Source organism: Trinickia sp., from assembly GCF_051953405.1.
In the GTDB taxonomy this organism is placed as follows: Bacteria; Pseudomonadota; Gammaproteobacteria; order Burkholderiales; family Burkholderiaceae; genus Trinickia.
In genome coordinates this window covers 25,343-42,883 of the sequence record NZ_JBQCIV010000142.1, presented here as the reverse complement: position 1 = coordinate 42,883, position 17,541 = coordinate 25,343, and the positions used below count along the sequence as shown (strand labels likewise).

Sequence of the window (17,541 nt, the reverse complement as noted above, 5' to 3'; positions counted from 1 at the left end):
GTTGTTCCCCGATAGCTCAGTCGGTAGAGCGCCGGACTGTTAATCCGTAGGTCCCTGGTTCGAGCCCAGGTCGGGGAGCCAAGAGCTTCAGCAAAAGGGCCCGTCGCACAATCGACGGGCCCTTTTTGCATTTTTTGCGTTTTTTGCATTCGCCGCCCCGCCGCGCAACGCCCTCTCGCCATCCGTCGCGAACCGTCCGTCCGGCCCCAACGACCGCATTCGGCCGTTGTGATACCGTTCGCCTTATGCCGCGCCGCGTCTTGCCGCGCGGCACATCGTCGCAAAACCGCCCGTTCGCCATGAGCCGCTTCGCCTTTTCGCCCCTTCCCTTCGTTACGAGTGCGTGCCTCGCGCTCGCCTGCGCCGCATTGCCCGCGCATGGCGAGGAGATCGGCAGCGTGAACACCAATTTCCGTATCACAGGCTCCGACCGCGTCGTCGTCGAAGCCTACGACGATCCGGATGTGGCCGGTGTCACCTGTTTCGTTTCGCGCGCCCGCACGGGCGGGATCAAAGGCACGCTCGGCATCGCCGAAGATCCCACCGAAGCCTCGATCGCTTGTCGCCAAGTGGGCCCGATCAAGTTCGCCGGCCCCGTGAAGCGCCAGGCCGATGTCTTCACCGAACGCATGTCGTTCATCTTCAAGACGCTGCACGTCGTGCGCATCGCCGACGCCAAACGCAACACGCTCGTCTATTTGACTTATAGCGACCGCGTCGTCTCGGGCAGCGCCAAGAACAGCGTCAGCGCCGTCCCGCTGCCGGCCGGCACGACCATTCCGGTGCGTTGACGCGCCTCGCCGCCCAGCCGCCCCGCCCGTCGCCCCTCGACCATGGACGAACCCCGTTTCCGCGACTGCGCGCACTACTGGCGCTCGCCGCTCGTGCCCGGCGGGGACATGCTGACGGCCGAGTATCGCGAGCATGAGTTTTCGCCCCACTGGCACGACGCCTACGCCGTACCCGTGATCGAGGCCGGCGCCGAGATGTACGCCTACCAGGGCGCGCAGCATGTGGCGGAGGCCGGTACGGTGCCCGTCATCAACCCCGGCGAAGTGCATACCGGTTCGCGTGCCATGGAGGCCGGCTGGCGTTATCGCGTCTTCTATCTGCCGCTCGATTTCATGGCGCAGCTCGCCGGGGATATCGCCGGCGCGCCGCAACCGATGCTGTGGTTTCCCGTCGAGGCGATCCGCGATCCCGATCTCGCGGGCCGCGTCGCGCGCGCGCATCGTCTACTCGAGCACCTCAGCGCCTCGCCGGCAAGCGGCCCCTTGCAGGGCGACCCGCTCGCAGCGGAGATGGCACTGATCGACGCGATGTCGACGCTGATCGTGCGCCATGCGTCGAGCCACCCGGAGGCGGGCCGACCGAACGCCGATCCGCCACGCGTCGCGTTGATGAAGGAACGGCTCGCCGCCGATCTGACCGCGCCGCTCACGCTGAGCGAGCTGGCCGCGGACGTCGGGCTCTCCGCGTTCCACGCGGCCCGGCTCTTCACCCAAGCGACGCGGATGCCTCCGCATGCCTGGCGCAATCAATTGCGACTACAGCGCGCGCTTGCACCGTTGCGCGAAGGCGCGACCGTTGCCGACGTGGCCGCGGCTTGCGGCTTCACCGATCAAAGCCACTTCACGCGACACTTCCGGCGTATGTTCGGCGTGCCGCCGGGCCGATGGCAAGGGAGCCCAATCGGGGGCCGTTAGCTCGGCCATATCGTGGGCGAGTGCGAAAGCAAGAACGTACAAGCGCCGTCCCAGCCCGCAACGCTATCCTGCGCGCAAGTAGGAGGACTTCCCCTTGAAACCGCGCACCCCGCTCAACGAATTCGCCGACGGCGCCCGCGATACGATCCCCATGATGGTCGGCGCCGCGCCGTTCGGCGTCATCTTCGGCACGCTCGTCACCGCCGGCCCTTTACGGCCCTGGCACGGCCAGCTCATGTCGCTCGCCGTCTTCGCCGGCTCCTCGCAGTTCATCGCGCTGGGGCTGGTCGCGGCGCATGCCAGCTTCCTCGTGATCTGGGCGACAACGCTCATCGTGAACTTGCGCCACGTACTCTATAGCGCAACGCTGGCCCCATATGTCGCGCGCCTGCCCCTGCGCTGGCGCCTGGCGCTTGGCGGCCTCTTGACCGACGAGGTCTTCGCCGTCGCCTACGCGCACTACCGACACGCCCCGGCCGGGAAAATCGGTCCGCATTACTTCCTCGGCTCGGGCCTCGCCATGTACGTGAACTGGCAGCTATGGACGCTGGCGGGGCTGCTGTTCGGCGCCGCGTTCCCCCGTCTGCAATCGCTCGGGCTCGATTTTGCGATGGTGGCGACGTTCATTGCGATCGTCGTGCCCCAACTCGTTTCCCTGCGATATATCGCCTCGGCTGCGACAGCGGGCATCGTCGCCCTCGCCTGCGCCGGTCTGCCGTATAAGCTCGGCTTGCTGGCGGCCGTGGCGGCGGGCGTGGCCGTCGGCGTGGTCTTGTCCCGTCCTTGGGCGCCGAGCGGCGGTACGGGGCGCGGCCGGGCGACCTCGGCTTCGGACGACATCGCGCCTGCGGACCGCGCAGCCCACCCCGAAAGCACCGAGCGCGCCCTCCGAGCCCACACACGCACCGAACGCACCGAACGCACCGCGGAGGCCGCATCGTGAACTACGTCGTCCTGATTCTCGGCATGGCCGCCGTCACGTTTCTGATCCGCTCGACGGTCTTCGTCCTCGGCGAGCGGATCGCCTTCCCCCCGCTCGTGCGCACGGCGCTTGGCTTCGTGCCCGTCACCGTCCTCACCGCGATCATCGTCCCGATGGCCGTGACGCCCCATGGCGGTGCACCGGAGATCACCTGGCGCAATCCGCAGCTCGTGGGCGCGCTGGCCGCCTGCGCCGTGTCCGCCGCCACCCGTCGGCCGCTGTTGACGATCGCCGTCGGTCTCGCGGTGTTCTTCCTGTGGCAAGGCCTGGTCGTGCACTGAGAACCGCTGGGGCTCCGTAGGCCGTCCGATCGGCGGCCTGCCGCTATCGTCCGAAGTTATCTACAACTTGGCCTCAAGTTCCGGGCTCGCTCGCCGTTAATCAGTCGAAGCGCGTTTTTTGGCCGCGTGGCGCAGGGGCGCGCCGGCGCCAGGCGTCGGTAGCGGCCCGAAACGCGCATGCAACAACCGTAAAGTGCGCCGGCCATCGAGCAGGCCCGCCAGTTGGGGGGCGAACGTGCCGGCTCGGCCGTAGGGTATCGCTTGCGAACGCTGCGGCGGTGCCTCGACAGGGACGCGCGATCAGGACAAGCCATGGGTCAAATTACCCTTTCTCTACGAGAAGAGACGATCTCTTCGCTGCAGAAGGACTTCGAAGCCTTCGTGCGCGTATCGCTCAAGCTCGACCCGCAATTCGCGACACCGTCCTTCGAAGACTTCCTGCGCGCGAAGTTGCTCGACAATATGGTGCCGCTCACCGAGCACGCCGTGCAGCGGATGCTGCAGGGCGGCCAATACGCTTGGGCCAAGCGCACGTTGGAGAAGGAATTCCCCGATGTCGTGGCGATTCTGATGCGTCAGGCCGAGGAATTCGGCTTCAGCTTTGCCGTGCGATCGGAATGGACCTCCGAGGAAGTGGCGAAAGCCTCGCGCGACTGGGCCAGCGCCATCGTCAAGGAAGCGGGCGGCGATGCGGCGCTTGTCGATCCGCTCTCGGCACAGATCAAATCGACCGCGCGCGACATTCAATCGCTTGAAGAAAAGATGCAGACGCCGGCTTGGCGGCTCGCGGAATCGCTGCGGCAGCGCGTCTACGAAGCGAAGATCGCTTGCGAAACGAGCGTCGGCAGCACGGCGCGCGAAAAACTCGGCGAGTTGCGGGGGCTGCTCAAGCTCGGGCTCGCGCACGGTTCGTTTCAAAAGCAAGAGGCCCAGCAGATCATGGAGTATCTGCGCCTGCTGAAGCCCGAGATTTTTGTCGAAGAGCCCTACGACATCTTTTCGCGCATGGCCGCCTGGATGCGCAACTTCTTTATGGCACCGGCCCGGCCGGCACAGCCGCGCATCGAGCCGCGCCGTCCTCGCTAAGCGAGCGGCTAGCGGTTAGCCGTTAGCCGATGGCCGGCCCAAGCCGGCCACCCGCCGCCTCGGACGACGCGCGCGCCATCGCACGAGTCCGTCCCCAAGCCTCAATCCCACATTGCTTTCAACTGAGCGGCAATATCGACGCGCGCCTTTGCGGCCGCGGCGAGGCCCGTCGCCGTCGGCGCAGCCACGCCCGCAATGCGCGGCCAAGCCTGCACCTCGAACAACGGCAGCAGCGCGTCGGGGATGAAACGCGTACGCGACGCCCACACGTGGCGGTCGCCGAGCGCGCTCTGGTTATGGACGTAAAAGCGCTGCGGGACCACGATGTGCAAATCCTCTTTCGCTCGCGTCATAGCGACGTAAAGCAGCCGCCGCTCCTCGTCGATTTCGTCTTGGGTGCCCGTGCCGAGATCGGAAGGGATGCAGCCGTCGACGCCGTTAAGGACGAACACGCTGCGCCACTCCTGTCCTTTAGCGGAATGGATCGTCGACAGGACTAGGTAGTCTTCGTCGACAAGGGGTACGCCCGATTCGCCGCTCGTGGCATCGGGCGGGTCGAGCGTCAGCTCCGTGAGAAAGCGTTCGCGCGTGGCAAAGGTCGCCGCCAAACTTTCCATTTGCAAGATATCGGCATGCCGCGTCGGCGCATCTTCATGGTTGCGCTCGAGATGCGGCTCGTACCAGCGCCGCACTTGCTCGAACTCCCCGGGCCACGGCGTGCGCGATGCGCCGAGCGCGCTCATCAATTCCGCGAATGGCGCCCAATCGAGCGCGGCGCGCGTCGGCGGCTCGAACGCGCTGACCGCCGCCGGCAGAGCGCCGGCCGCGCTAACGGCATCGAGCACGCGGGCGGCCGTCGCCGGTCCGATACCGGGCATCAGCTGCAATACACGAAACCCCGCCACGCGATCGCGCGGGTTCTGCGCCCATCGCAAGACGGCGAGGACGTCTTTCACGTGGACCGAATCGAGAAAGCGCAATCCGCCGAACTTGACGAACGGGATGTTGCGCCGCGCCAATTCGATTTCGAGCGATGCGCTGTGATGCGCCGTACGAAAAAGCACGGCTTGGGCCTTGAGCGTCATCCCCGCTTCGCGCGCTTCGAGCACGGCTTCGACGACGTACCGCGCCTGCTCGATCTCGCCCGCGACCGAAACGATCCGGGGGCGCTGCGCCGACCCTTTATCGGTCCATAAATCCTTCGTGAAGCGCTCGGTGGCCAACCCGATCACGGCGTTCGACGCGGCAAGAATCGGCTGCGTCGAACGATAGTTGCGCTCGAGCGTGACGCGTGCCGCGCTTGGCGTGAAATGTCCCGGAAAGTCGAGAATGTTGCGGACCGTCGCGCCACGGAACGAGTAGATCGATTGGGCATCATCGCCGACGACAGTCAGCCCGCGCCCGTCCGGCTTCATCGCGAGCAGGATCGTCGCCTGCAAGCGGTTCGTATCCTGGTATTCGTCGACGAGCACATGGTCGAATCGCGCGCCGAGATCCGCGGCGATCGACGGCTCGGCCGCCATGCGCGCCCAGTAGAGCAGCAAATCGTCGTAATCGAGGACGTTTTGCGCTTGCTTGGCCGCGACATAGCCGGCAAACAGCGCTCGCAGGTCCTGCTCCCATTCGCGGCACCACGGGAAGGCGTGCTCGAGCACGTGCGGCAACGTCGCGCCGGTATTGACGACGCGCGAATAGATCGCAAGACAGCTGCCTTTGAGCGGGAAGCGGCGCGCCTTGGCCGAGAGCCCCAGCTCATGGCGCACGACATTCATCAGATCCGCGCAGTCTTCGCGATCGTTGATCGTAAATGCCGGCGAAAGCCCGATCGATTCGGCGTACTCGCGCAGCAGGCGCGCCCCGACGCCGTGAAAAGTGCCGCTCCACTCCAGCGCCTGCGCGAGATCGGCCCGCGTGCCCAATGCTTGCGCAGCGATACGCGTCGCGCGCCGGGTCATGTCCTGCGCCGCGCGCCTCGAAAATGTCAGCAGCAGCACGCGCCTGGGATCGACACCGCGCACCAACAAATGCGCGACGCGGTGCGCCAGCGTATTGGTCTTGCCCGAGCCCGCCCCGGCGATAACGAGTAGCGGGCCGCCCGGACGCGCGTGCTCGCCCTCGCCCGCGTCATCGCCGATGCCGTGCTCCACGGCGGCGCGTTGGGCGTCGTTCAGTTTATCGAGATAAGGAGCGCCGGGCGCGACGCGCCCCGGCTGAACTTGGGGAGTTATTAGGGACACGGCAAACCGTCGATCGTTCGAACGAGTGAACGCCGGCGGTGCGACAGGCATGGCCGGCGAACCCGCATACTGTATAGGTATACAGGGTGGACCTGCAAGCGAGCGCGCAAACCCACTGCGCGTCTCTTTCGCTCGGGCGTCCCCGTGGCTTATGATGCCAGCCCTAATCGCTTTCGCGCCGCATGCCGGCAATCGCCATGGCCAATCTCAATTTCACGCTCACGGGCGATCACGTCGAATTGCACAACCTGCTCAAGCTCATGGGGCTGGCCGACAGCGGCGGCGCGGCCAAGGGGCTCGTAGCGTCGGGCGAAGTCACCGTGGACGGCCGCGTCGAGTTGCGCAAGACGTGCAAGATACGCGCAGGCCAGGTCGTCATGCTCGGCGATACGCGCATCGCGGTGCACGAGGCCAGCTGACGCGCGCACTGCCCGCGCATGCCATGCGCAAGCGCTGAGCCGGCGCTCCGCCCGGCATCCTACGGCCTTGCGTCATCGACAGGCGCGCGCCGAAGCAATAAGCTCTTTCTTTCCGACGAAAACAATCCGGGCCACGCGCGCGAGCGCCGATGGGCCCGCCCGCGCCTCGCTCGCCATGCCAGAATCCACGTTCGCTCAGGCCGCCGCCACGCCGGCCCCACCGCCGTTTTCTCGCCACGCCGCCGATACCGCGCGTCTGGCCGCGCCGCTCGCCATCGCCCAGCTTTCGCAGATGGCGATGGGCGTCACCGATACGATCCTGCTCGGCTCGCTGAGCGCCGACGCGCTCGCCGCGGGCGGCCTCGGCGCGGGCATCTTCTTCGTCATCGTCACGTTGCTGCAGGGCGTCTTGAGTTCCGTGAGCGTGACGGTAGCCAATGCGCGAGGCGCCCAGGCGGAACACCGCGTGCCCCACATCTATTGGACCGGGCTCGCGCTATCGGTACTGCTGTCGGTGCCGGCCTTCGTGCTGCTCTCGTTCGCGCAGCCGATCCTCGTCGCGTTCGGCGAACCGGCCACGCTGGCGCGCGACGTCGGCGCCTATACGGGCGTATTGCGCTTCGCCTCGCTCGGCAGCTTGATCGGCGTCGGCATGATGCGCTCGTTCTTGCCGGCCATCGGCGCGGCCAAACGGCTGCTGTGGGTGGCGCTCATCGGCGTCGTGTTCAACGGCGTGCTCAACTATGGGCTCATCCACGGCGCGTGGGGCCTGCCGCGGCTCGGGATGCTCGGTTCCGCCACCGCCACGACGATCACCGTCTGGCTCAGCGCGATCGCGCTCGTCGCGCTACTGCACGGGCGCGCGCGCTTCAAGCACTTCGTCGTCGCCAAACGGCCGACCATGCCGCTCATGGGCGAATTGTTCGCGATCGGCTGGCCGGTCGCCATCACGTATGGCGTCGAATCCATGCTGTTCTTGTGCACGGGTTTGTTCATCGGCCTCATGGGCGAGAAACCGCTAGCCGCCCACCAAGTCGCCATGAGCGTCAGCTCCGTCACGTTCATGGTGCCGCTCGCGATCGGCCAAGCGGCCAACGTGCGCGTGGGCTATTGGATGGGCGCGGGCAATCGCCTCGCCGCGCGCCACGCGGGCTTTGTCGCGCTCGGGCTCGGCGTCGTCTATATGTCGATGACGGGGCTCTTGTTCATCGTGGCGCCGCGCGCCATCATCGGCCTGTATCTGAAGCTAGATGACCCGGCCAATGCGCAGACGATTTCGATCGCCGCTTCGCTGCTCGGGGTGGCCGCCGTGTTTCAGATCGTGGACGGGATGCAGACGATCGGCTCCGGCTGCCTGCGCGGGCTCAAGGACACGCGCGTACCGATGCTCGCAGCCGCGTTCGGGTACTGGGCCGTCGGCTTTCCGACCGGTTACCTGCTCGCGTTTCACGCGGGACTCGGCCCGCGCGGCCTGTGGTGGGGGCTCGCCGCCGGGCTCGCGAGCGTCGCCGTATTGATGACGCTGCGCTTCGAGCGGCGCACACGGATTCGGGCCAGTGCATAGCCACGCCGGCTTCCCATAGAATGCGAGTATGGGCGACGGTACGGGCCTCGCGCGCCGGCCGGCCCACTCGCCAGGGAAGGAAGGGTCCGACGTGTTCGATGGTTCATTGCTGCGGCCTCGCGCCGCCTCCGCTCCGGCAATAGGTCCCCGCGGCCCCCGCACAGGCCGCGCGCAGCCGCGGCATGACACGCGCGCCCTTGTTCCCCCGCTCGCGCGTTGGATAGCGCTCCTCGTTCTCGCCTGTCTCTCCGCTTGCGCAAGCTTGCCGCCGGCCACCTCGATCAATCGCCCCGAGTCGCATGCCTTGCGCGACCCCGGCGCCACACCGCTCGGCCGCGCCCTAGCGCCGCTCGTCGCCGCACACGCGGGTCAGTCCGGCTTCCGGCTGCTGACCGACGGCACCGACGCGCTGCAAATGCGCATCGCACTGGCGCGCGCCGCCACCAAGACGCTCGATCTGCAGTACTACATCGCCGCCGAGGATACGACGGGCCGATTGCTGCTCGCCGCCGCGCTCTATGCGGCCGATCGTGGCGTCCATGTGCGCATGCTCGTCGACGACCTGAACTTCGACGACACGCGGCGTCTGATGGCCGCGCTCTCGACGCACCCGAATATCGAAGTGCGCGTCTTCAATCCGTTCGGCAGCGCGCGCTCGAGCGTCTTCGCCCGCACGGAATCGTTCGTCACGCGCATCGACCGCTTCACACGCCGCATGCACAACAAGGCCATGATCGCCGACGGCGAAGTCGCCATTGTCGGAGGCCGCAATCTCGGCGACGAATATTTCAGCGCCAGCCCCAAACTGCAATTTCGCGACCTCGACGTGCTCGCTGCTGGCCCGATCGTCGAGGACGTATCGAAGAGTTTCGACGCGTTTTGGAACAGCGCCGGGGCCTACCCGTTGAACGTCGTCGATAAGGAAAGCTACGCGGCCGGCGATCTGCGCGCCGCTCGCGAGGAACTACGGGCGCATTGGCGCAACGAGGCGCAGGCCGTCGGCGCCAAGCCTTTGCGCGCCGCGCCGCTATCCGAACAGATCGCACACGAACAAATGGGGCTCGTCTGGGCGCACGCGGTGTTCAGCGTCGATTCGCCGAGCAAGATCACCGCCCCCGACGACGACTATCGCAGCCCGCCGATGCACGAACTCGCCGAATTGCTGCGTGGCGCGCAGCATGAGGTGTTGCTGCTCTCACCCTATTTCGTCCCGCACGACGCCGGCGTCAAATTGCTCGCGGGGCTCACGCACCGCGGGGTGCGGGTCGCCGTCGTGACGAACTCGATGGCTTCGACCGATGCCGTTGCCGTCCAAGCCGGCTATAGCCCCTATCGCGTCCCGTTGCTCAAGAACGGGGTGGAACTCTACGAGTTTCAGCCGCTGCAGCGAGAACACTCGCGCTTTTTCGCGGGCTCGCGTTCTCGGGCGAGCCTGCATGCCAAAGCCTACGTGATCGATCGCCGCACGCTCGTGATCGGCTCGCTCAACTTCGATCCGCGATCGGCGCACCTGAACAGCGAACTCGCTTTGGTCATCGACAGTCCGATCATCGCGGGCCAAGTGGCCAAGCTGATCGAGCAAGCCATGTCGCCGAGCGTCAGCTACCGGGTCCGGCTCGCCACGCCGAGCGAACAGGCGCAGTTGCGGGCGCTGGGCGAGAACGGTTCGGGGCTCGAGTGGACCGGCGAGGAGCAAGATGCAACGGGATCGCACATGCACGTTTGGACGCTCGATCCCGAGGCCGGCCTCGTCCGCAATGTGCTCACCGGTTTATTCTTGTTGTTGCCGATCGACTCGCAGCTATAGGTCTTCTTCGCGCGGCGAGCCGAACCCATCGAACCGCACTTTTCGTACGGAGCCGAAGCATCATGACCGAAGACCATCGCATGGAGCGCGACACGTTCGGCGAAATCGCCGTGCCGTCCGCGCGCTTATGGGGCGCGCAGACGCAACGCTCGCTGCTCAACTTCAAGATTTCCACCGAGAAGCAATCGCCCGAACTCATCACCGCGCTCGCCGTGATCAAGCGCGCGGCGGCCGAAGTCAATCTCGATTTGGGCGTCCTTCCCGAGGACAAAGCGCGCGCGATCATGCAAGCGGCCGACGAGGTCATCGACGGCAAGCATGCGGGCGAATTTCCGTTAGCGGTCTGGCAAACGGGTTCGGGCACGCAGACGAATATGAATCTGAACGAGGTCATCGCCAATCGCGCCAGCGAACTGCTCGGCGGCGAGCGCGGCGAAGGCCGCAAGGTGCATCCGAACGACGACGTCAATCGCGGCCAATCGTCGAACGACGTGTTCCCCACGGCGATGCACGTAGCCGCCGCCTACGCCATCGTCAAGCATCTGGTGCCGGCGCTCGCGACGTTGCGCGATACGTTGGGCGCAAAGGCGCATGCCTTCGCCGACATCGTGAAGATCGGCCGCACGCACCTGCAAGACGCGACGCCTTTGACGCTCGGCCAGGAATTCTCCGGCTATGCGGCTCAACTCTCGCACGGGATCGCGCATGTGGAATCGGCGCTGCCGCATCTTTACGAGTTGGCGCAGGGCGGCACGGCCGTCGGCACGGGCCTCAATGCCCATCCGCAATTCGCGGAGCGCGTCGCGGCGGCGATCGCCCGCCTGACGGGCGTGCCGTTCGTCAGCGCGCCCAACAAGTTCGAAGTCATGGCGGCGGCCGATGCGCTCGTGTTCGCGCACGGCGCCCTCAAGACGGTCGCGGCGAGCCTCATGAAGATCGCCAACGACGTGCGCTGGCTCGCGAGCGGCCCGCGCTGCGGCTTGGGCGAGATTGCGATCCCCGAAAACGAGCCGGGTAGTTCGATCATGCCGGGCAAGGTCAATCCGACGCAATCGGAAGCGGTCACGATGCTGTGCTGCCAAGTGTTCGGCAACGACGTGGCGATCAATTTCGGCGGTGCCAGCGGCAATTTCGAGCTGAACGTGTTCCGGCCGATGATCGCGCACAACGTGCTGCAATCGATCCGGCTACTCGCGGACGGCGCGCAAAGCTTCAACGATCATTGCGCGGTGGGCATCGAGCCGAATCGTGAGCGAATCGATACGCTGCTGAACGAATCGCTGATGTTGGTGACGGCGCTCAATCCGCACATCGGCTACGACAAGGCCGCGCAGATTGCGAAGAAGGCGCACAAGGAAGGCACGACGCTGAAGGCCGCCGCACTGGCGCTCGGTTATGTGACCGAGGCGCAGTTCGACGAGTGGGTGCGGCCCGAGGCGATGACGGGGCGGCGCGGTTGATCGAGGGGGCCGCAGCCTGCTCGCGCTAAGACAATCCGAGTCGGTCCGGGCGAACGATCGTCGGACCGATGAAGGTGACTTTGCGTAGCGATGACTGGGGACCGTGAGGCTGCATTCGGAAATGCGGCCGGCGCCCGTGTCCGCGGACCTCATGCTGTTCTCCGCCTTCCGGTACGGCTTCGGCCGCCTCGGCAATTAGATTCATCATGATCGGGACTCTCTTTCGCGTTTCATTCTGCCGCTTTGATACGTTCAACGTCCTTAGTGCGTCCGAGCGCCGCCGCAATCGCGAGCGGTGTCAATCGACGCACTACGTCCGGCTCACCTGCGACCGCTGGCTTTGATCCACGCGCGACCGGCGCTGCGTCGGACAGGTTGAAATCCGTGTAGTCGGACACGTGATCAGGATCCGCCGCCAGTAGTGCTTCGACTTTCCGCATGATGCCGGGCGGGATCTGCGCGTCCTCAAGTACCACCGGGTTCCATTTGCCGGTGTCCTCGTGTTCCTGTGCTAGCCGCGTAAAGAAAAGATCCACATTTCCGCTCATCAACGCCGACTCCTTCGTGTAGCCGGCCTTGAGCATCGCCGGCCCTTCGGTCTCGCATTGGGACAGAGCAAATTTGAGGACATCGGGGTTCGGCGCTACTGCCCCACCGTTGATGTCGGTCAATACGTTCGTTATCACGCTCGGCCAATTGTCGCCGCGATCCACACCCAAGAGCGGATAAAGCCGACTGCTATAGGCCGGGCAAAACACTCGCGAAGGAACATAACGGATGTCGTCGCGCCCCTGCGCCCAGGTCAATTCGTCCTGGCGGTAAAAGGGATGCTTGAACGACTCCCACAGTGAACGCTTTGTCCAGGTGGTACGCCCTTGATGCATTAGGTCGTACCTCAGAATCTCGACAGAGAACGTCGGACTCAGGACGAGCGCACAGAGAAAAAGCCCGATACAAATTAACCCTTTTTTCCCAGCGGAAAGCCTGGGCTGACCGCGCAACAGCCGCCCCGTGTCGTTGTACGCGACCGGAAGAGTCGCGAACGCCAAACAGCCAAAAATACAGGCGGCTGCGAATAGATCCAGTTCCACGGAGCCGAAATCCAGCGTGCGGTTGCCGCTCAACGCGAGATTGGCCAGCATGACGATCGTTCCGGAAACACCGATTAACGCGGGCCAACGAGGCGATGACCGCTTCGAGGCAGCGCGCCAAGTCAGGAGATCGGCGACGACGGGTTGCTCTGACGACATTTTGGGGCCCTCTTTTGTTTTTGAACGTTACTGTTACTGTGTAAGACCGCCGCAAAGACGAGCGCGAAATACCCCCGGCGAGGGAGGGCTTGTTCGCGCTCGGCGACATGCGGCATGAAGTGATGCTTATGAATGCGACGCTCAGGTCGCGATGTGCATAGCAAGGTTGACCGGGGGATCACCGCGCCGGGTCAATAGCGAAAGAACAAGATGCCAAGACCGCCTGGATCGCCTGGCTTCTTGTTCTTTTTCGTTAGCGCCGGCAAGTCGATATTCTTCACGTCCGGCCAACCGAACACTTCGAATATTTTCTCTGCGAGGCTAACAAAGCCGGCGTATTTTCTTGAGATTTGATACGCGATGATCGCGAATATCAAAGCAACCCCTGCCCCGCCCAACGCAGCGCCTTCCAGAAGCGCCATCCAGTTGCTCAGTGATCGCAGTAAGGCAACGCATCCTATCAGTAGGTAGCCGGCAATGAGGATGCCAACGGTTAGCTTGAACCACCAGCGCGCGCAAGCGCGATAGTGAGCAAACCTGCCGCGGCTGCAATGCGGATGCAAGGCAACCATTCGATCGGCCACGCGACGAATACCGTATCCAACCCACGTATCGCCAGCACGCTCCGCGACGACCTCGACATCATCGCCATCCGCGAACACCGACACCCATACCCACGCCTTCACCGGTACGCCCTCAATTTCGAACTCAAGCAGATCCGCTTCCTCGGATGTATCTACCGCCATAGCGCCCAATCCAGCGGCCACGCCTCCAAGTCCGGCCAAACCGGCCGCGATAGCCGTGGCACCCATCTTCGTGCGATCAGCTTCTGTAAACACGAAATCCCGGCTACACCGTGTCTTTCGCAAGTTGCGAATGCGGCCTCGTAGCAACACCGGCACGCCTATAGTCCCGTTCGCTGTCATTCCGCTTGTCCCTCGGTTTGAAGTCCGACGGACTTCAATGCTTTCTCAAATCCCTCATGCTGCTTACCAGCCGACCATGGCGGAGTGCTTGGAGATTTGCCGAACGTGCACTTCTCCAGCCATGTTTGCAGGTCATCGTCTTCCAGATATGCGATCAACAACTGAATGACAGTGATAGCGATCGCGACCTCCCATCCAGACATGAACAGCACGATCCGACCAATTATCAACAACGCAGCACGATCAGCGACTACCGTCGCGGCTTCCACTCCGGCTTCCTCAGCCGCCCTAGTCATCGCGACTTTTACAGCATCGTCAACTACCTCCCCTGCAGCCAACGCTTCAGCACGCGCCGCCGCTCCCTCGATTCCGGCCCCAGCTTTCCCAAGCCACGCGACCTTTCCTCCGCAAACGCGCTCGATCAACGGAGCCGACGACGTGAGCGCCGTTAGCAAATTCGCACCGGAGGCTGTTAAGCCCAGGAGGGACTTAGCGGTATAGGCCGCAACTAGAGAAATTTTTCCGTCCTGAGCGTTTGACACGGCTTTGTCTGCGTCCACAACAGCACCAATAAGCGCTGCGGCGCCCCCGAAATACCCCGTCATCGCCTTGAAACTCGCTAGCGACTGCGCGGCCTCCTTGCCCATCGCCGTCATTGCCTTGGTCGACGCATTCAAACAAGCGGAGGTCGCAGAAAACCCGCTCGCCACTAGCATCGCGTAGTCCTGCCAGCTCTTGTCAACCTTTGTAAGCGCAGCCGCAAAACAAAACACTTCGATGATCGCAAGCACCCCGGCAAGCCGGATACCGACTGCCGCCTCCTTCCCTTCGTGCGTGATCTTGACAGCGTTCCAGTGCGCCCGCATGACCTTTCCGCGCTCATCCGCCGCGAGGTCTCGCATCGACCGTACAAAAGCATCTTTCGCAGGCACACCCGTCTTGCGCAACGCCCGATACCCCTGCTCGAATCTCGCTCGAAGCGCCGGCTCCCCGCGAACCGATTCCTTGACGATTTTAACTGTGTCCTCTTTGCTGATTCCGACGCGCAGCATCAATGCGCCACGAATCAAATACTCCCCGGCGCAGTCGCCGATCTTGTCGATGCGTGTCCACTTAAACAGCGAATTGCCTATCGTGACGACAAGACGGTCGGTGTGGTACCGCTTGAGTGCGCGTTCAGTGGCAGAAATCGGATTCTGATGCTCGGCAGCCTCTCCAATCTTCTCCCGCAGTTCGGTGAACGTCTTAAGCTTCTCCAACGCTTTGGAGACCTTCTCAGACCACTCCGCCACCTCTTCGCCAAGCGGCACGCGATACGTCGTCGCAAGCGCAAGCAGTTCCTTCAGTTCCGTCTTGGGTTCCTTCTGGTTGTATGCGAACGCCCGCCACACAAGGCTTTCCGGCTGCGTCGGGTCGGTCTGCTCGACCAGTTTCGATACAACTTCCGCGCCCTTCGCTTCCGAGGGCAATCCGTTGATGGCCTCGGCGATCACCCCGTCGAAAGCCTCCCCGTCCGAGGCGAGCTTCTCGCTGTAATCGTGCAACGTCGCCAGGAGGACCGGCGCCTTCAACCATGCCTCAACGTCTGCTGTGCGCTTCGCTTGTATTCCGGCAATGTCGGTCTGAAGTTGAGTGAAATATTTGCGAAATTGGTCGAGTAGCGTTGCATTATCTTTGCTATTGGCCAGGGGCTTAAGCTTCGCACGATACTTCGGCCAAGCCTCCTTTCCAATCTTCCTCGCTTCCTCCGGACTAATGTCCCCCGCCTCTTCGATCCGCTTCTGGGACGCCGCCTGCTCGGCAGCCGACGGCAGCGGTGCCATCACGACGTCGCCTCCGTACGGATTCTGCAAGAACCCTTCCCAGCCAGCCTGCATGCCCCTGCGCCACCAGCTTTTTCTAGCCACGGCGCCATTGGATACCGCCACCTCGGCCTCATCGATGCACTGCATCGCATCGACTTGCACCGCACGCTCACGCACATAAATCGTCAGCATGCTGCCGGCATCGTTGCGAAACCCATTGAGTTCATGCGCGGCGCCAATCCCGTCCCACAACGCCAACAACATCGGCGGATGGAATTTCCCATGCTCGGTTTCGCCGACGGTATGCATCAGCTTGACCAACTGCGCGCTAGCCGAGTCAGGCGTCGCTTGCCGAATCGCGAGCGGATAGATCGTCGCCACGCGTTCGAGCAGCGCCTTGCTATAAGCGCCGGTTTCGTTAGACTGCAAACCGGTAGGCGGATCCAGCAATTTCGGATCGAACCCGGGCATGTACTCCACCACATCGTCGATCGAGGCTTGCGTCGCTTCCACCGCGTGCCCATGCGGATCCTTCGCCGAACCCACCCATTGCGCCGGATCGATCATCTGCATCCGCTGCGCGCGCAAAGTCGCATTGGCGGCGTATTGATCGAAAATCTCCTGCTGCCAAGCATGCTCGGAAAATGCGATCCAGACCTTGCCGCATTTTTCGGGTTGCTCGATGGTGATCATGTCCATCTGCACCGCGATGCCCTTCTTCGCGCAGGCCGGATGGGTATGCGGTACGAGCGGCAACGGCAATTGCTGCATCCATAGCCGGCCATCCGACGTCACTCGATACGCTTGCCAGTGGTTGCGTCCGCGGGCCGCTCTCTCGTGGAACAAAAACAGCCATCCCTCGCGCAACGTACGAAGACCGTATTGATGCTCGTGCAGTGCGACATCCGTCATGCCCTTGCCCGTGATCCCGGCAGGCAACTTCGCGCCCACGGCCTTCGGCAAGACCGCATAGCGTACCGGCAGGATCGGCAATCCCGTCTTCTGGCAGTTGTCACATTTGTTCGGTTCAGTCATGCCCTGAGTCCATCTTTGTTGTTCTTTCCGACATACCATGCACCGTCGCGAATCGCCTCGATCTCGTCGTGCGATAGCTCATCGACAGCCGCCACATAGAACTCGCTGGGAGACACTTTTCGAAGCACCTCGCGCACGCGCGGATGGGCGTCGAAATGCGGATGCCATGACAACGCATGGCCGATGAAAGCAAGCTTATCGTCGCGCTCGATAAGCTCGTACTGCTCGGCCCGCGCCGCCGCCGCCACTGCGACATCGACGGCGCAAGCCTCCGGCTGCTGGCCCGTGGAAGCGATGTGCAAAGCAAGCGCGCGATTGATCAACCCATGACGGCGGATGGCACTCCACTGCTGCGGCTTGAAGGACAAGTCCTCGAGCATCTTCGGATACAAGCCCGAGTAGCCCGTGAGCCGCGCAACGGCATCGAACGCATGCCATGTCTTCACAGGGCCAAGCAGCGTCTCCTTTTGCATCAGCGTCATCGCGGGCCACAGTAACGCGAGCGCCCGCGAATCGTAGAATCGCAGCGCGCACGTCTTCCCCCGATCATCGGTTTGCAGCATTTGCCGCGACAAGTGCGCAGCAACCTCGTCAGCCGATGCCGACGTCGCAAGCCATCCGCCTATACGCTGCCCTGGCACGCGCGCAATAACGTCGGGACGACGATCCGCCAGTGCGATGCGCACGCTCTCGGCGAGCCATGCGCCGAACTGCGGCAACCGAGGATTCAACGCCAGGAGATAGGGTCGCTCCGATTCCGGGAACGCCTCATGCATGACCGGTAGTGCAGTGCGAGGCAGCTCGGAGAGTGGGTACTTGCCTTTGGGCGCAGGCAATTCGCTCGGTTGCGGATCGACGATCACCAAGCATTGCATCTCGCGATTGCGCTGGAAATAGTTCTGCAGCGTCACCACGGCCGCCTCGAGCGCCTGCGCCCCAGTGCGGTCCGCGGCCGCGGGTACATCGGAATACGTGCCGGCCAT

The 17,541-nt window shown here is 63.9% G+C and carries 13 protein-coding genes, 1 tRNA gene and 1 pseudogene; 10 read left to right on the top strand and 5 right to left on the bottom strand.

What is annotated here, in order from left to right:
* The first annotated feature begins 5 nt into the window (after window positions 1-5).
* The 6 genes and pseudogenes from ACTHN9_RS25820 to ACTHN9_RS25795 all read left to right on the top strand — a co-directional run bounded on the left by ACTHN9_RS25820 (window position 6) and on the right by ACTHN9_RS25795 (window position 4,055).
* Window positions 6-81, top strand: a tRNA-Asn gene (locus tag ACTHN9_RS25820).
* 218 nt (window positions 82-299) lie between these two features.
* The gene (locus ACTHN9_RS25815) at window positions 300-791 is read left to right on the top strand and encodes a CreA family protein (RefSeq protein WP_440539655.1); all 492 of its coding nucleotides are present in this window, start codon (window positions 300-302) and stop codon (window positions 789-791) included.
* A 42-nt stretch (window positions 792-833) separates the two neighbouring features.
* A complete protein-coding gene (locus ACTHN9_RS25810; protein ID WP_440539654.1) occupies window positions 834-1,706 on the top strand; it encodes a helix-turn-helix domain-containing protein in 873 nt (290 codons plus the stop codon).
* Between the two features lie 94 nt (window positions 1,707-1,800).
* Window positions 1,801-2,490: pseudogene (locus ACTHN9_RS25805) on the top strand (AzlC family ABC transporter permease); the annotation flags it as partial.
* A 155-nt stretch (window positions 2,491-2,645) separates the two neighbouring features.
* Entirely contained in the window at window positions 2,646-2,969 is a 324-nt protein-coding gene (locus tag ACTHN9_RS25800; protein WP_440539653.1) for an AzlD domain-containing protein, read from the top strand.
* 312 nt (window positions 2,970-3,281) lie between these two features.
* Window positions 3,282-4,055 carry a DUF4088 domain-containing protein gene (locus ACTHN9_RS25795; protein ID WP_440539652.1) on the top strand — a complete coding sequence of 258 codons (774 nt, stop codon included), beginning with the start codon at window positions 3,282-3,284 and terminating at the stop codon, window positions 4,053-4,055.
* Window positions 4,056-4,156: 101 nt separating this feature from the next.
* Here ACTHN9_RS25795 and ACTHN9_RS25790 read toward each other — a convergent pair whose 3' ends face one another.
* Complete coding sequence (locus tag ACTHN9_RS25790) at window positions 4,157-6,343, bottom strand: ATP-dependent helicase (protein ID WP_440539651.1); 2,187 nt, start codon at window positions 6,341-6,343, stop codon at window positions 4,157-4,159.
* A 146-nt stretch (window positions 6,344-6,489) separates the two neighbouring features.
* On the opposite strand from ACTHN9_RS25790, the gene ACTHN9_RS25785 reads away from it, so the two are divergent.
* The 4 genes from ACTHN9_RS25785 (at window position 6,490) to fumC (ending at window position 11,542) form a co-directional block, all read left to right on the top strand.
* Window positions 6,490-6,711 carry an RNA-binding S4 domain-containing protein gene (locus tag ACTHN9_RS25785; protein WP_440539650.1) on the top strand — a complete coding sequence of 74 codons (222 nt, stop codon included), beginning with the start codon at window positions 6,490-6,492 and terminating at the stop codon, window positions 6,709-6,711.
* Between the two features lie 175 nt (window positions 6,712-6,886).
* On the top strand, window positions 6,887-8,275 hold the full coding sequence (locus ACTHN9_RS25780) for an MATE family efflux transporter (RefSeq protein ID WP_440539649.1): 1,389 nt from the start codon (window positions 6,887-6,889) through the stop codon (window positions 8,273-8,275).
* 220 nt (window positions 8,276-8,495) lie between these two features.
* Window positions 8,496-10,082 (top strand): phospholipase D family protein, encoded by a 1,587-nt coding sequence (locus ACTHN9_RS25775; protein ID WP_440539657.1) that lies wholly within the window; start codon window positions 8,496-8,498, stop codon window positions 10,080-10,082.
* A gap of 62 nt (window positions 10,083-10,144) precedes the next feature.
* A complete protein-coding gene (gene fumC / locus ACTHN9_RS25770) occupies window positions 10,145-11,542 on the top strand; it encodes a class II fumarate hydratase (RefSeq protein WP_440539648.1) in 1,398 nt (465 codons plus the stop codon).
* A 230-nt stretch (window positions 11,543-11,772) separates the two neighbouring features.
* Here fumC and ACTHN9_RS25765 read toward each other — a convergent pair whose 3' ends face one another.
* The 4 genes from ACTHN9_RS25765 to ACTHN9_RS25750 form a co-directional block, all read right to left on the bottom strand.
* Complete coding sequence (locus ACTHN9_RS25765) at window positions 11,773-12,684, bottom strand: hypothetical protein (RefSeq protein WP_440539647.1); 912 nt, start codon at window positions 12,682-12,684, stop codon at window positions 11,773-11,775.
* Window positions 12,685-12,983: 299 nt separating this feature from the next.
* A complete protein-coding gene (locus ACTHN9_RS25760) occupies window positions 12,984-13,718 on the bottom strand; it encodes a putative type VI secretion system effector (RefSeq protein ID WP_440539646.1) in 735 nt (244 codons plus the stop codon).
* The gene (locus ACTHN9_RS25755; RefSeq protein ID WP_440539645.1) at window positions 13,715-16,558 is read right to left on the bottom strand and encodes a T6SS effector BTH_I2691 family protein; all 2,844 of its coding nucleotides are present in this window, start codon (window positions 16,556-16,558) and stop codon (window positions 13,715-13,717) included. The genes ACTHN9_RS25760 and ACTHN9_RS25755 overlap by 4 nt, the downstream gene beginning before the upstream one ends.
* A complete protein-coding gene (locus ACTHN9_RS25750; protein WP_440539644.1) occupies window positions 16,555-17,541 on the bottom strand; it encodes a DUF4123 domain-containing protein in 987 nt (328 codons plus the stop codon). Before ACTHN9_RS25750 ends, ACTHN9_RS25755 begins: the two co-directional genes overlap by 4 nt.

What these genes read in the sequence shown, in the direction of transcription:
- ACTHN9_RS25815 (WP_440539655.1), top strand. Translation starts at nt 300, where the DNA reads ATGAGCCGCTTCGCCTTTTCGCCCCTTCCCTTCGTTACGAGTGCGTGC.
- ACTHN9_RS25810 (WP_440539654.1), top strand. Translation starts at nt 834, where the DNA reads ATGGACGAACCCCGTTTCCGCGACTGCGCGCACTACTGGCGCTCGCCG.
- ACTHN9_RS25795 (WP_440539652.1), top strand. Translation starts at nt 3,282, where the DNA reads ATGGGTCAAATTACCCTTTCTCTACGAGAAGAGACGATCTCTTCGCTG.
- ACTHN9_RS25790 (WP_440539651.1), bottom strand. Translation starts at nt 6,343, where the DNA reads ATGCCTGTCGCACCGCCGGCGTTCACTCGTTCGAACGATCGACGGTTT.
- ACTHN9_RS25785 (WP_440539650.1), top strand. Translation starts at nt 6,490, where the DNA reads ATGGCCAATCTCAATTTCACGCTCACGGGCGATCACGTCGAATTGCAC.
- ACTHN9_RS25780 (WP_440539649.1), top strand. Translation starts at nt 6,887, where the DNA reads ATGCCAGAATCCACGTTCGCTCAGGCCGCCGCCACGCCGGCCCCACCG.
- fumC (WP_440539648.1), top strand. Translation starts at nt 10,145, where the DNA reads ATGACCGAAGACCATCGCATGGAGCGCGACACGTTCGGCGAAATCGCC.
- ACTHN9_RS25765 (WP_440539647.1), bottom strand. Translation starts at nt 12,684, where the DNA reads ATGCTGGCCAATCTCGCGTTGAGCGGCAACCGCACGCTGGATTTCGGC.
- ACTHN9_RS25760 (WP_440539646.1), bottom strand. Translation starts at nt 13,718, where the DNA reads ATGACAGCGAACGGGACTATAGGCGTGCCGGTGTTGCTACGAGGCCGC.
- ACTHN9_RS25755 (WP_440539645.1), bottom strand. Translation starts at nt 16,558, where the DNA reads ATGACTGAACCGAACAAATGTGACAACTGCCAGAAGACGGGATTGCCG.
- ACTHN9_RS25750 (WP_440539644.1), bottom strand. Translation starts at nt 17,541, where the DNA reads ATGGCCGGCACGTATTCCGATGTACCCGCGGCCGCGGACCGCACTGGG.